A 13,468-nucleotide genomic window follows, 5' to 3' on the forward strand; every position below is an offset into this window, starting at 1 on the left:
CGGCCCGAGACGGGCAGTCGGTCAGCGCGTCACGCGGTGCGGTACGCGTCGATGATCGTCTGGGTCAGGGTGTTGCCCTGCCGGTCGGTGACCTCGGCGCGGAACGACACCGTGCCGCCGGCCTCCGGGTTGGCGACCCGGACCTTGCCGCGCTTGACCTGGGCCGCGGTCCACGTCTCGCCGCCGTCGAAGGAGACCGACACGGCGAGGGAGTCCAGGTTCCGGCCCGCGGCCGAGCCCTGGACGGTCACCGGGACGTCGACGGTCCGGCCGGCCGGCGAGGTGCTGTCCAGCGCCAGCACCGGCGTGAACCGGACGGCGGACGCGGGCAGCGCCACGGTCTCCTCCGCGCCGACCCCGGCCGAGGTGAAGGTGTAGGAGGCGGTGATCTCGGTGGAGACGTTCGCCGCCGCGTTCGGCTGCTCCGGGTCACGGCTGACGGTGGTCACCAGCTCGTACGCGGCCTCGTCGGACGGAAGCTCGAACTCCGTGTAGTCCAGCAGGTCCTCGGCGGTGGCGTACTCCTCGCCGTTCCGGTACAGGGTGGTGCGGGCGCTGTCGTACAGGCTGGAGCCGGCGTGGCCGGCGCCGTCGCTGAAGGGGGCGAGCCCGCCGTGCAGGGTGTTCCCGGTGCGGAACAGGCCGTGCTCCTCGTCGGCGACCGGCCCGAAGACGCCGACGTTGAACGTCGTCGTCTGCCGTGTCCCGGGCTCGTAGGCCGTGAAGCCGGTCGCGGCCCCGGCGTTGTCGTACTCGGGGCCGATCTGCCAGAACTCCTGCCGCCACTCGCCGGTGTCCCCCTCCACGTACACCTCGGCGGTGCGCGGCAGGTCGAACGACCAGGCGGCGGCCGACCCGACCTCCGAGGACATGGTGAACACCAGGCCCTGCTGTCCGGGCAGCGAGGCGCCCTGGCGCGTGGTGATCCGGGCGAACTCCCCGCTCTCGGTGTGGTCGGTCAGGCCCGTGTAGAACGAACCGTCCCGGACGTCCACCGCGTGGTACTCCCGGTTGCCGCGCTCCCAGACGGCCCCGGCGAAGCCGGAGATGTCGTACGTGCCGTACCCGTCGCCGAGCTGCGCGGTGCGGAACCCGTCGGGCTGCCTGCCGGGGTTCCAGGAGGAGCTGAACAGGCTCTCGCCGTCCAGGACCGCCTCGTACCCAACCGTCAGGTCGGTCTGCTCCGCGCGCTCGTCGGCCACCGTCATCGCCACGGGCTCCGCCGCGCGGGCGTCGGCGTCGATGGTGACGTCCTCGGAGATCCCCACGTTGGGCGCCACCAGCCAGTCCAGACCGGTGGAGTCCTCCGCGCCCTCGGCGGTGTGGAAGACGGACGTCTCGACCTGGTAGTCGCCCTCCGGCAGGCGGACCGTGCCGGAGGTGCCGTCCTCGCCGGGGACGATGTCGTAGAACGCGAAGGTCTCCACGTCGACCGCCCACGCGAACCAGTCCGTGGACGGGGCGCCGGAGCGGTCGGTGACGTCGACGGTCAGCTCGTGCATCCGCTCCTCGCGCTGCACCGCGCCCGCGGTGGTGACCGTCTCGCCACCGGCGCCGGTCGCGGTCACGTACAGGCTGTACGCGCCGTACACGTCACCGCCGAAGCCGGTGTCGGCGGTGACCTCGACGGTGGCGGTGCCGCCCGCCGGGACGGTCACCTCGTCGGCGCCCAGGGTGAACAGGCCCTCGGGGGCCGCCTCGCCCCGCGGGTCGAGGCCCCGGGCGTCGAGCTGGAGGGTGACGTCCGCGTCGCCCAGGTTCCGGTACGTCAGCTCCCTGGTGACCGGGTCGGCGTCCTCGTGCGGCCACGGCACGGTGCCGAAGCTGAGCGACGGCTGCTCGGCGATGACGGTCTGCGCCAGCGCGGCGGGCACGTCGATCCGGCCCGCGCCCTGCTGGTACGCGCCATAGCCCTCGCCGGTCACGGCCGAGCCGGTCAGCGCGGACTTGATCTGCTCGCCCGTCCAGTCCGGGTGCGCCTGGGCGAGCAGCGCCGCGGCACCGGCGGCGTGCGGGGTCGCCATGGAGGTGCCCGAGATCGAGACGTAGCCGTCCTCGGCGGCGGGCGTGCCGTACTCCCAGATCGCCGCGCCCTCGGCGCCCGCCGCGGCGATGTTCACGCCGGGGGCGGTCACATCGGGCTTGACCGCGCCGTCGCGGGTGCGCGGGCCGACGGAGGAGAAGTCGGCGAGGACGTCGGACTTGTCGACGGCGCCGAGGGTGAGCGCGGCGTCGGCGGTGCCGGGGCTGCTCACCGTGCCGGGCTCGGGGCCGGCGTTGCCGGCCGCGATGACGAACAGGGCGTCGGACTCGGCCGACAGGGTGTTGACGGCCTCCTCCATCGGGTCGATCTCGGGACCGGCGAAGCCGCCGAGGCTCATGCTCACGATGTCGGCGCCCTGGTCGACCGCCCACTGCATGCCCTCGATGATGCCCGACTCGAACCCGGAGCCGGAGTCGTCCAGGACCTTGCCGTTGAGGAGGTTCGCGCCCGGCGCGACGCCGCTGTACTGCCCGCCGGAGTGCGCGCCGGTGCCGGCCGCGGTGGAGGCCACGTGGGTGCCGTGGCCGTCGCGGTCCTCGGCGTCGGGGGCCTCGGAGAAGTTCCGCTCGGCGATGACCTTGCCGCCCGCGAGGTCCGGGTGGTCCTCGCTGATGCCGGTGTCCAGGACCGCGATGGTGGCGCCCTCGCCGTCGAAACCGGCCTCCCACACCTCGGGCGCGCCGATCTGCGGGACGCTCTCGTCCAGCGTCTTGGTGACGATGCCGTCCAGGGCGACGGTGGCGATGCCCGGGGTGGCGGCCAGGGCCATCGTGTCCGGGCCGCCGGCGGTGAGCGCCTCCCAGACGGCGGCGATCTCGTCGCCCTCGACGGTCAGGGCCTCGCCGTTGATGGCGTCGAGCGTGGTGGTGTCCTCTTCGCCGGCCGCGCCGTACAGCCCGGCCTGGGCCGCGTCCGCCCGGGAGGCCCGCTCGGTGTAGGTGACGATGAGCGGCAGGCCGCTGGCGGAACGATACTGCTCGCGGCTCAGCTCGGTGACGTCGAACAGCCGCTGGTCCAGCGTGCCGTCCGCGATGAGTCCCATCACGTCCTGCGGGAGCACGTAGGTGTCCCCGCCGAGCTCCATGACCCGCACCGGGACGGATTCCCGTCCCTCGGCGCGGACGAGGCCCAGGACCTCGCCTCCCTGGCCCACCACGACCTGGTCGCCGGTGATGAGCGTGACGCGGTGGCTCTCCGCCGCGCCCGCCGCCGTTCCGGCCGCCGCGCCGGTCGTGCCCGAGGCCGCGGCCGTGCCGCCCTGCGCGGTGGCCGGGACTATGAGGCCGGCCGTGAGCGCGGCGGCCACAGCCGCGCAGGCGACGGCCGGTGCCCCCCACCGCCGCCGCGAACTGTCTGGTTTCCCTATCAAGGTCTCCCCTTAACCCAACGGTTGACGGGGTGCGCACTTCGCCGTGCGGCCCCGTACGTGAGACGCGCGACGGGGAGGCAACAGCCCGGGGGAAACCGTGAGGGCGTTGTGAGAGTTCAGGTGAAGAGGAAACGGAGCGTCACATTGCCGACGGCGGCCACGGCCGCCGCGGCGGGCACGGTGACGACCCATCCGGCCACGATGTTCCTGGCCACGCCCCAGCGCACCACCCGCACGCTGCGGGTGGCACCCGAGCCCAGGGTCGCGGCGGTGATCACATGCGTGGTCGACAGGGGCGCGTAGCACACGTAGGAGGCGGCGTAGAGCACGGACGCCGCCGTCGCCTCGGCGGCGAAGCCGCGCGGCGGGTCCGGCTCGATGATGCGGCGGCCCAGGGTCCGCATGATGCGCCGGCCGCCCGCGTAGGTGCCCAGCGACAGGGCCAGCGCGCAGGAGACGGTGACCCAGAGCGGGATGGTCCCGGTGTCGTCCTGGGCGTCCGCGACGACCAGGGCCAGCACCACGACGCCCATCGTCTTCTGGGCGTCCTGGAGCCCGTGGCCCAGGGACATCGCGGCGGCCGACAGGGTCTGCGCCATGCGGAAGTGGCGCTGGGCGCGCCGGGGGTCGGCCCGGCGGAAGACCCACAGGATCGCGACCATCAGCAGATAGCCGGCGACCAGGCCGATCACGGGGGCGAGGACCATGGGCACCACGACCTTCGTCAGCACCCCGTCCCAGCGCACGGTCGCGGTCCCGGCCAGGGCGGCACCGGCCAGGCCGCCGAAGAGGGCGTGCGTGGAGGACGAGGGCAGCGCGAGGGCCCAGGCCACGAGGTTCCAGGCGATCGCGCCGAGCAGGGCCGCGAAGAGGAGGATCATGCCCTCGTCACCGGTGGGCGGCTCGATCAGGTCCTCGCTGACGGTCCTGGCCACGCCGGTGCCGAGGAAGGCACCGGCCAGGTTCATGAACGCGGCCAGCGCCAGCGCGATCCGGGGGGTCAGCGCCCGGGTGGAGATGGAGGTCGCGATCGCGTGGGCGGAGTCGTGGAAGCCGTTGGTGTAGGTGAAGAAGAGCGCCGCGGCTATCACGACGAGCAGTGAAAACGTTTCCACCTTGGGTCTCAGGACTCCTTGACCACGATGGTCTCGACCGTGTTGGCCACCGACTCGAAGGCGTCGGCCGCCTCCTCCAGCACGTCCACGATCTGCTTCAGCTTCATGACCTCGATGGCCTCGTAACTGCCGCTGAACAGGTGCGCCAGGAGCTTCCGGTGGATCTGGTCCGCCTGGTTCTCCAGGCGGTTGACCTCGATCCAGTACTCGTTGAGGTTCCGCATGGCGCGCAGGTGCGGCATGGCCTCGGCGGTCAGCTCGGCGGCCCTGGCCAGCACCTCGATCTGCTGCTCGACACCCTTGGGCAGCTCGTCGATCTCGTACAGCACGACGAGGTCGACCGCCTCCTCCATGGCGTCCATGATGTCGTCGAGCCGGGAGGCGAGGCGGTAGATGTCCTCGCGGTCGAACGGGGTGACGAAGGTGGAGTTGAGCTGGTGGAAGATCGCGTGCGTCGCGTCGTCACCCGCGTGTTCCGCGGCCCGCATGCGGTCGGCGATTTCGACGCGCGTAGCGGGGTCGGCTCCGAGGAGCTCCATCAGCAGTTTCGAGCCACTGAGAACGTTGTCGGCGGCGGTGGCGAACAGTTCGTAGAAGCTTGTCTCCCGTGGTGTCAGGCGAAAGCGCACTGGCAGTTCCTCTGGCGTTCATCAGCGGGTGTCCCCGTTGATGCTAAGCGCAGAATCCGGCCACGGCTAACCCCCTGCACAAGGGAAGGCGGGTCCGCTCACCTGTTGCCGTTGTACGGGCCGTAGGGCCCGTCGCTGCTGCTGCGGCCACCGCCCCGGCCGCCGCCCGAGATCGCCCGGACCGCCGGGCGGACGTCCACCAGGTAGACGATGGTGGCGACGATGCCCGCCAGCACCAGCATGAAGCCGAACGCGCCGAGCGGCAGGAACTGCACGACCACCGCCAGCCCCAGGATGAGCAGCCAGAACGGCTTCGTCTGCTTGTCCGCGGCGCGGAAGGCGTCCTCGCGCTGGAGGGCCGCGTGCACCAGGGCGTAGAGGCTCAGGGCCGCCAGCGCCACGGAGATACCGAACACGATCCAGCTATAGCCCGCTACCAACATGTTCCCGCACCACCATGTCCACTCGCCGACCGTCTCTCTCCACGCTACCGGCCGGGGGGCCGGGCGCGTAATGCCCGGCCCCCGGGCCGGTGGAGGTCACGCCTCCGGCGGCGTCTTCTTCGGCGCGGCCTTGCGGGTCCCCGTGGACTTGCGGGCGCGCGGCTTGGCCTCGGCGGCGGGCTCCGGCTCGGCGGCGGCCTCGGCGGTGGGCTCGGTGACCGGCTCGGTGACCGGTTCGGTGACCGGCTCGGTGAAGGGCACCCGCTCGACGGTCACCTCGGGCTCCGGCTCGGCCGCCGCGCCGGGCGCGGCGTCGCCGAGCCGCCGCTCCACGACGGTCTTGCCGCGCTCGGCCAGCCCGTCGTACGCCTCGCGGGCCTTCACCGCGTACTCCAGCGCCACGCCGACGCCCTGGAGCGCCACGTTCTGCGCCTGCTCGCGCAGCTTGGGCAGCCGCTCGGGGGCCTCGGCGCGCAGCCGGTCGATGGTCGCGGGCAGTTCGCGGAGCTTCTCGGCGGCGAGGTCGGCCGTGCCCGCGGCGACGTAGAGCGCGGTGGTGTTGGTCAGTGTCTTGCGGAGGTCGGTGGTGAAGGCCATGTCAGTCCCCTCCCGGTGGGCTGTTCTCTTTGCGGAATGAGCGGTAGATCTGGAGCAGCGCTTGCTTCTGCTGCTCGGTGAGATGCGGATCGGCGAGCACCGCCTCCGGCACCCCGGCCCCGGCACCGGCCGCCTGGTCGCCCGCGCCCTCCGTGACGCGCTCGTCCAGGATCCCGGCCCGCACGTAGAGCGTCTCGGCGGAGATCCGCAGCCCCTTGGCGATCTGCTGGAGGATCTCCGCGCTGGGCTTGCGCAGCCCGCGCTCGATCTGGCTGAGGTACGGATTGGACACCCCGGCCGCCTCGGCGAGCTGCCGCAACGACAACCGCGCCTGCCGGCGCTGCTCCCGGAGGTACTCCCCGAGGTTCCCGACACCGAGTGAAGCCATGTCCCCCAGGGTGCACCACGCTGCTAACTATTGCAAGCGACCGCTTGCAGGCGCACCCGCCGACGGCCGGGGGGGGATGACGGCGCGCGTGATGACCGCCGGTCGCGGCATGGGGCCCACCGGGCAGGTGACCGTACCGCGTCACGGGTCAGCTCCTGCCCCGCACGCCGTCTCGCACACGGCGACGACCGGTCGCCACGGTGGCCGGTGTCGCTCCGGCCGAACCGCGCCGCCTCGCCCGGCCCGGCAGGTTCATCGGGCGCGCGCCGGGGGCCGTCCGCGGACCCCCGGTGTCCGGCAGCCCCGTCCGTCGACCGACCGCGGCACAACGGCGGCGCCGCCGTCAACACCGGCGCGACCGTTCGCTGTTCCCCCGTGACAGCCGGGGGTACCGTTCCCAGTGACTGGGGCGGAACGGACATGGAGTTCAGCATGGCTCAGCGCACTGACAACCCGGCAGACCGCGTCCCTCGGGCATTCGGGCAGCGCGTGCAGCGCGCCCGCGAGCGTGCGGGCATGACCCGCCCCGTCGTGGGCGGTCTCGTCGGCCGTTCCGCGGAATGGGTCAAGGCCATCGAGAAGGGCCGCCTCGGCATGCCCCGCCTGCCGCTGCTGCTGCGCCTGGCGAACGTCCTGGGTGTGGACGACCTCGGGGACCTCGTCGGGGAAGGACAGTTGGCACCCGAGGTGTTCGCCAAGTCGGCTCACCCCGGTCTGCCGGTCGTCCGGCGAGCGCTGACCACCTACCGTTTCCCCGACGACGAGGAGCCGCAGCCGGTGGGGCGCCTGCTGGACCGGGTACGGGCGACCTGGCGCACCTGGCACGGCTCCGGGGAACACCGCACCAGGGTCGCGCAGGTGCTGCCGCGTCTCCTCGGTGACCTCCAGCACGCCGCGCGCACCCTGGACGGTCAGGACCGCCGACGGGCTCTGGTAGGTCTCGCGGAGACCTATCACCTCGCGCAGCTCTTCCTCAGCTTCCAGCCTGCTCCGGAGCTGGTGATGCTCACCGGGGACCGGGCGATGGCCGCGGCGCAGGACGCTGACAGCCCGCAGGCGATCGCCGCCGCGGCCTGGTACATGAACCACATCTTCCGGGACGCCGGAGAGCGCCACGAGGCGCGCGTGGACCTGGCGATGAAGGCCGCCGGCCTCCTGCGCCCGGACAGCGGCGCGGAACACCTCGCCCGCTGGGGAATGCTGCACCTGGCCGCCGCCCTGTCGTTCGCGAAGATCGGCCGCAAGGGCGACGCCGAGCGGTTCTGGGACCGGGCCGACGACGCCGCACGCCGCCTCGGGGAGGACTACGCCCACCCCTACTTGATCTTCGGGCGGGACATGGTCGACGCCTACCGGATCACGGTCTTCAACGACCTGGCACGCTCCCGGGAAGCGGTCGACGCCGCTGGGCGCACCAACGTCTCCCGAGTGCCGTCCGCGACGCGCCGCAGCTTCCACTTGGTGGAAACGGCCCGCGCTTACAGCATGGAGCGCGAGCCGGTCGCGGTGGTGTCCCTGCTGAAGAAGGCGTTCGCGGAGAGCGGCGAGACAGTGCGGTTCAACTCGTTCGCGCGCAGCGCCGTCGCCGAGCTGTCCGAGTCACCGAACATGGTGGTCCGGGACGATGCCGAGTACCTGCGGCAGGTGCTGAGGCTTCCCGCGACCGCGTGAACAAGGGGTAGGGGGTAGAGAAAATACCCCTGAACAAGGGGGTAGGAGGTGTACACCGCGAAAGGTTGCCATCGGTACAGCCTGTGACTGTCAGTACGCGACAGCTCACAGGAGAGCCGTATGGCGACGCCCGCGCAGCCAGTACCTCGTCCGTTCCGGTCGCCTGCCCCGGCGAGGGCGGCTGGCATGACCCAGACCGTGAGGGCCTGGTTGCCGTCTGCCGAGCAGGGGGTGCGGACGGTGCCGTGTGGGCGGTGGTGGGACGCGGTGCGGGTTCCTGACTATCGGGCACGGGATGTTCTGACGCGTCTCGGCTACGCGTCGGCGGTCATTCATGACCAGGCCGTCGGCCTGTACACGTGGCTGGTGCCGCTGGGTTCCGCCGGGGGCTGGGACCGGGCCGGTCTGGGGGTCATCGTGCCCGAGCCCGGGCACGTGATCCCGGTGCCGCCCGCCGAGTGGCAGCGGGGGCCGGGCACCAAGTGGCTGGTGCCGCCCGGGCCGACCGGGCTCACGGACGCGGCCCGGCTGCGGGACGCGCTGGCCAGGACGCCGCTGGGGGGCGGCTATGCCTGACGCCCGGGCCCGGCGCCTGGTGTGCTGCGACGTGTGCGGCTGCTGCTACGAGCAGGGCCTGCTGCACACCTGCCCGCCCCCGGCGGTGCGCCTCCCGAACGAGCTGGCGGGGATGGACCTGGACCGGCTGAGCATGCGGCAGTGGTCCGGCACGGATTGTGTGCTCTGCGCGGCGTGGCTCGGCAACCGCCTGACCGGGCAGACCCGCCGTGTGGCCGAGGTGAGCGGATGCGTGCTGCGGGCGTGCGCCCCGCACTGCCCGCCCCGCGGACGCTGACCCGAAGGAGGTGCCACCGGATGGCCAAGACCCCACGGCCGTGCCCGATCCCCGCCGACGAACTCAGGCGCCGCTACACCGTGCGGCGGCAGTCCGTCGCCCGGATCGCCCGCGAACTCGGCGTCTCCGAGTACGCGGTGAACAAGTGGCTCCGCGACGCGGGCATCCGGGTCCGGAGCCGCGCGGAAGCCAACCGGCTCAGCGGCTTCCACCGCCACACGAACTGGCCCGACCCCTGACCCCGACCCCGGCAGTGAGGGCGATCGTCGTGCAGCGCGTCGATGGCGGCCCCGGTGCCCTCCGGGACTTCCGTCAGCCTGTCCGGCGGGAGCCGGAGGGGGGAAACCTGGTTCAGCCAGGCGGCTCGCCCGCGGGGCCGTGACCTCCGTCGTCGCCGGTTCCCCGCCGCCGCGCTGAGGAGCGGTCAGGCGGGAGGCGGGCCGCCCAGGCCGGTCCAGAGGGCGGACATCATGGTGTCCGCCGCCTCCTCCGCGGTGACCTCCGGCTTGTCCTCCAGCCACAGCGCGAGGCGTTCGCCCGCGCCGACGACGATCTGGGCGTACATGTCGGCCGCCCGTCCGTGCGGGGTCAGGTCGTGGCCGGCGAGGAACCCCGCGATGAAGTCCGCCTGCTGGCGGCGCAGCGTCTCCAGCGCGGCGCCCGCGCTGCCCGCCAGCAGGGACGCCTCCCGGTTGAGGACCGACCAGGCCTGGCGGTGGTCCTCGATGAAACGGAAGAACGCCACGAACGAGCTGCGCAGGCCCGCGCGGGCGTCGGGCGCGTCCTTGACCGCCTCCAGCGTCGCCTCGTGCAGCTCGGTGCGGGCGCGGGTGAGGATCGCGAGGAGAAGGCCCTCCTTGGAGCCGAAGTAGTCGTAGATCACCGGCTTGGAGACGCCGACGCGTTCGGCCAGTTCGTCCATCGTCGCCCGGAGGAACCCGCGCTCGGAGAACAGGCCCTCGGCGACGGTGAGGATCTGCCGCTCCCGCTCGGCACGGGTCATGCGCTGCCTTGTCACGGAGGGGAACCTACCGCCAGTAGGCTACTCGCGGTACCCTACTCGCAGTAGCCTACTGAGAGTAGGGAGGACTGATCGTGATCGCTCTCGTGGCAGCCTTCGCGCTGCTGGGACTCTTCACCGGCACGGTGGCGCACATCCCGCCCGCCGCCTCGGTCGCCGCCGGGGGTGTCATCGCCTGCTGGCTGGCCGTCGTCGCCGTCCGCGAGCGGAGGAGGGGCCTGTGGTGGTGACCCGGACCGAGACGCCCATCGAGACCCGAACCGGGACCCCTGCCCGGACCCCGGCCCGCACGGCGGACGTGATGGCCGTCTGGTCGTTCGTCACCGGGCTCGTCGGCCTGCTGGTGTTCAACATCGTGCTGGGCCCCGTCGCCCTGGTCCTCGGGGCCCGCGCGCTCCTCACCGGCACGAGCCGCCGTCTGCGGGCCTCCGCCGGGCTGGCCCTCGGCGCCGCCGACCTGGTCCTTCTCGCCGTCCTGGCGATGGGGGACGGCACCCTGTCCTGGCAGTTCTGACCCACGCCCCGACGACCCCGGTCAACGGTGACCGGGGCGTTCCGCGTTCCGTCCCAGCAGCGCGTCCAGGGCGTCCGCCAGCGCCGTGGCCGGTGCCCCGGAGGCGTCCGGCGCGCGCCAGGCGATGAAACGGTCCGGGCGCACCAGCACCGCGCCGGCCGGGGTGTGGCCGCGCCAGCGGGTCCAGGTGGAGCGGATGTCCCGGTAGTCCCCGTCCAGATGGCCGACCCGCACGGCGTCCAGCGGCAGCGACGTCCGGGCGGCGACCTTCTCCGCCGCGTCGCACCACGCCTGCCCGTCCTCCCCGGCGACCAGCAGGAACCGGCCGGGCCGTACCAGCCGGGCGAGCGGCAGCCGCGCGCCGTCCTCGTCCTCCAGCCACGCGTGCGGCAGCGGATGGCCGGGCCGGGCGGCGGGCTGGTAGAGGCGGACCGGGTCGGGGTTCTCGGGCGGCGGCGTGCCGTCGGGGACGATCGCGCCCGTGGCGTCGTAGGTGTAGCCGAACTCGACGCCCAGCTCGTCGAACTCCATCGACTGCGCGGCCACGGTCCGCCGGAAGGCCCGCCGGACCTCCGCGTCGGCCGGGTCGTCGCTCCACAGGCGGCGGACCCGGCGCCAGTTCTCCCCGGGCGGGACGTCCGGGCTGAGGCCGAACAGGGCCGTTATGGCCAGCTGGTTGACCGCGTTCTCCAGCGAGCGCCGGACGTTCGCGGCGTCTATCGGGCGGCGCTCCCGCTCGTAGCTGTCGAGCAGCGCGTCCCCGGCGTGGCCGCCGAGCACGGCGGCAAGCTTCCACGTCAGGTTCTGCACGTCGTGCATCGCGGACGTGAGGCCCAGGCCGCCGGTCGGCGGGTGGCGGTGCGCGGCGTCACCGGCCAGGAAGACGCGGCCGGTCCGGAACCGGTCCGCCGTCACCCCCTCCACCGACCACCGCGATATCCGGTGGACCGTCAGGTCGGCGGTGCCGAGCCCCAGCGCGGTGCGGAGGTCGGCGAGCACGGCCTCGTCGCTCAGGGCGCGGACGTCCTCGGGCCCGTAGTGCAGGTGGAACGCCCACTCCTCCGACTCCGGCCCCCACCGCTCCGGACCCATCGGCACCAGCACGCCGCCCGCGCCGAGGTCCGGCAGCCCGAGCCACCGGATCAGCACCTCCGGGTCCGCGGCCCAGCGCGACAGGTCGGCGGAGAAGTGGAACGAGACCATGCGGGCGACGTCCCGCACCCCCTCCAGCCGCACGCCGAGGGCCGGTCCGACCGTCCGGCCGCCGTCGCAGCCCAGCAGGTACCGCGCCCGCACCCGGTACGAGGCGCCGGTGCCCAGGTCGGTGACGGCGGCGGTGACGCCGTCCGCGTCCTGCGTGAACGCGGTCAGCTCGTGGTGGAAACGGACCCCGCCGGGCGCCAGCTCCTCGGCGCGCGCCCGCAGCCTCGGCTCCAGGCGGATCTGCGGGAGGTTGGCCTGCCGCTCCGGGCTGGCCGCCAGCCACTCCGGCGAACGGCCGCCCGCGCCCCACGACTCCAGGACGGCGACCCGGCGTCCGTAGTCGGGGCCGTCACCGGCCAGGCCGACGTACCAGCCGCAGTAGGCCATCTGCTCGGCGGGCGTCGAGGCGGCGTAGACGGATTCGGCGAGGCCGACGTCGCGCAGGATCTCCATGGCGCGCTGGTTGATGACGTGGGCCTTGGGGAGGTCGGAGGTCGAGGGCGAGGCGCTGACCAGCAGGGAACGGACCCCCATCCGGCTCAGCAGCATCGAGGCGGTCAGCCCGGCCGCGCCGCCGCCGACGACGAGGACGGGCACGTGGAGAACGCTGGCGCCGGTGTCGTTCATGGGACTCCCTTGGCGATCTTCGGCGTCCCATGTCTTCCCAGGGTGCGCCGGAGAGCCGACCCGCGGCGCGAGACAAACAGATAAAATCACCTATGCAGATGAATCTCTGACAAAGGTGGTTTGACGGCGGACTTCGCGTTCGGTGGCGGCCTCCGCGCGACGTCCCGCCGGTCCGGCGCGACGTCCGCTCCCCCCGCCGCGCGACGCGCGGCGGGACGCTCAGGCGCCGGTTCCGGCGTGCGCCCGTTCGACCAGTTCGAGCGCGACCTCCAGCGCGGCCAGCCGTCTCTCCTCCCGGTCGGCGCCGACGTGCGTCGCGTGCATGCCCGCGTGCAGCGTGAAGACCGCGGCCACGCAGCGCATCCGGTCGGTCGGCGTGGCCCCCTCGGGCAGCATCAGGTCGCTCATGGTCATCAGGCGCTCCTTGATGTCCGGCCCGATCCTCAGCTCGCGCAGCGCCGCCTGGTTCTCCTGGAGGAAGCGGAACAGCGGCTCCGCCGAGCTCAGCGCCTCGCTGTAACGGCGCAGCACCGCGCGCCGGGTGGCCAGCGTCGGCGGCTGCTCGCGCGCCCACGCGACCAGCTCCTCCATCGGCCGGGTCAGGTCCGCGACCAGGTCGGCGAGGATGTCCTCCTTGGTCCGGAAGTGGTAGTAGAGCGCGGCCTTGGTGACGTCGAGGCGCTCGGCGATCTCGCGGAGCGACGTCTTCTCGTACCCCTGCTCGGCGAACAGCTCCATGGCGACGTCCCGGATGCGCTGGCGGGTGTCGGACCGCCGTGTCCGCCGTGTGCTGTTCATCGTGCTCCCCGCGCTCCCGCAAACTTGCTTGACGACCGGTTAGTAACCGATTTAGCGTTCCAAGGGTACGTCAACCAGCCGGGCGGCAAGTAAGTCAGGAAGCGGGGGAGAGCGTGGCCGAGAGCGCGGAGCCGACCAGGAAGATGACGATCGCGGTGAGGTAGGCGCCCTTCCGGCCGTACATGTCACCGACCTT

Annotated in this window: 15 protein-coding genes; 6 read left to right on the forward strand and 9 right to left on the reverse strand. The window is 72.8% G+C overall.

The features are described 5' to 3' along the window. Window positions 1-29: 29 nt before the first annotated feature. The 6 genes from ACSNOC_RS05895 to ACSNOC_RS05920 all read right to left on the reverse strand — a co-directional run bounded on the left by ACSNOC_RS05895 (window position 30) and on the right by ACSNOC_RS05920 (window position 6,585). Complete coding sequence (locus ACSNOC_RS05895; RefSeq protein ID WP_436746168.1) at window positions 30-3,350, reverse strand: S8 family serine peptidase; 3,321 nt, start codon at window positions 3,348-3,350, stop codon at window positions 30-32. 179 nt (window positions 3,351-3,529) lie between these two features. Beyond that, window positions 3,530-4,528, reverse strand: a complete 999-nt coding sequence (locus ACSNOC_RS05900) for an anion permease (RefSeq protein ID WP_436746169.1) — start codon at window positions 4,526-4,528, stop codon at window positions 3,530-3,532. A gap of 8 nt (window positions 4,529-4,536) precedes the next feature. Then, a complete protein-coding gene (locus ACSNOC_RS05905) occupies window positions 4,537-5,157 on the reverse strand; it encodes a DUF47 domain-containing protein (protein WP_436746170.1) in 621 nt (206 codons plus the stop codon). Window positions 5,158-5,255: 98 nt separating this feature from the next. Then, window positions 5,256-5,600, reverse strand: a complete 345-nt coding sequence (locus tag ACSNOC_RS05910) for a DUF2516 family protein (RefSeq protein ID WP_436746171.1) — start codon at window positions 5,598-5,600, stop codon at window positions 5,256-5,258. Between the two features lie 96 nt (window positions 5,601-5,696). Next, window positions 5,697-6,197 carry a hypothetical protein gene (locus tag ACSNOC_RS05915; RefSeq protein ID WP_436746172.1) on the reverse strand — a complete coding sequence of 167 codons (501 nt, stop codon included), beginning with the start codon at window positions 6,195-6,197 and terminating at the stop codon, window positions 5,697-5,699. Between the two features lies 1 nt (window position 6,198). Beyond that, a complete protein-coding gene (locus ACSNOC_RS05920; RefSeq protein ID WP_436746173.1) occupies window positions 6,199-6,585 on the reverse strand; it encodes a helix-turn-helix domain-containing protein in 387 nt (128 codons plus the stop codon). Window positions 6,586-7,017: 432 nt separating this feature from the next. Between ACSNOC_RS05920 and ACSNOC_RS05925 the strand changes: the two genes are divergently transcribed. From ACSNOC_RS05925 to ACSNOC_RS05940, 4 genes are all read left to right on the forward strand, one after another. Continuing rightward, the gene (locus tag ACSNOC_RS05925) at window positions 7,018-8,256 is read left to right on the forward strand and encodes a helix-turn-helix domain-containing protein (RefSeq protein ID WP_436746174.1); all 1,239 of its coding nucleotides are present in this window, start codon (window positions 7,018-7,020) and stop codon (window positions 8,254-8,256) included. Between the two features lie 366 nt (window positions 8,257-8,622). Beyond that, the gene (locus tag ACSNOC_RS05930; protein ID WP_436746175.1) at window positions 8,623-8,832 is read left to right on the forward strand and encodes a hypothetical protein; all 210 of its coding nucleotides are present in this window, start codon (window positions 8,623-8,625) and stop codon (window positions 8,830-8,832) included. Continuing rightward, window positions 8,825-9,109, forward strand: coding sequence for a hypothetical protein (locus ACSNOC_RS05935; RefSeq protein ID WP_436746176.1), 285 nt, complete (start codon window positions 8,825-8,827; stop codon window positions 9,107-9,109). Before ACSNOC_RS05930 ends, ACSNOC_RS05935 begins: the two co-directional genes overlap by 8 nt. A gap of 20 nt (window positions 9,110-9,129) precedes the next feature. Then, window positions 9,130-9,348: a hypothetical protein gene (locus ACSNOC_RS05940; RefSeq protein WP_436746177.1), complete on the forward strand. Its 219-nt coding sequence runs from the start codon at window positions 9,130-9,132 to the stop codon at window positions 9,346-9,348. A 185-nt stretch (window positions 9,349-9,533) separates the two neighbouring features. On the opposite strand, the gene ACSNOC_RS05945 is transcribed toward ACSNOC_RS05940, so the two are convergent. Continuing rightward, window positions 9,534-10,127, reverse strand: a complete 594-nt coding sequence (locus ACSNOC_RS05945) for a TetR/AcrR family transcriptional regulator (RefSeq protein ID WP_436746178.1) — start codon at window positions 10,125-10,127, stop codon at window positions 9,534-9,536. Between the two features lie 77 nt (window positions 10,128-10,204). Here ACSNOC_RS05945 and ACSNOC_RS05950 point away from each other — a divergent pair, with 77 nt between their 5' ends. Together ACSNOC_RS05950 and ACSNOC_RS05955 are read left to right on the forward strand one after the other, a co-directional pair. Further along, a complete protein-coding gene (locus tag ACSNOC_RS05950; RefSeq protein WP_436746179.1) occupies window positions 10,205-10,360 on the forward strand; it encodes a hypothetical protein in 156 nt (51 codons plus the stop codon). Then, entirely contained in the window at window positions 10,351-10,644 is a 294-nt protein-coding gene (locus ACSNOC_RS05955; RefSeq protein ID WP_436746180.1) for a hypothetical protein, read from the forward strand. Before ACSNOC_RS05950 ends, ACSNOC_RS05955 begins: the two co-directional genes overlap by 10 nt. 21 nt (window positions 10,645-10,665) lie before the next feature. Here the strand turns inward: ACSNOC_RS05955 and ACSNOC_RS05960 are convergent, their stop codons facing one another. Beyond that, window positions 10,666-12,474, reverse strand: coding sequence for an FAD-dependent monooxygenase (locus ACSNOC_RS05960; protein ID WP_436746181.1), 1,809 nt, complete (start codon window positions 12,472-12,474; stop codon window positions 10,666-10,668). Window positions 12,475-12,693: 219 nt separating this feature from the next. Then, window positions 12,694-13,272 (reverse strand): TetR/AcrR family transcriptional regulator, encoded by a 579-nt coding sequence (locus ACSNOC_RS05965; RefSeq protein WP_436746182.1) that lies wholly within the window; start codon window positions 13,270-13,272, stop codon window positions 12,694-12,696. Window positions 13,273-13,468: the final 196 nt, after the last annotated feature.

Origin of the sequence: Streptomyces sp. URMC 129, assembly GCF_051386415.1 — a bacterium.
GTDB lineage: Bacteria > Actinomycetota > Actinomycetes > Streptomycetales > Streptomycetaceae > Streptomyces.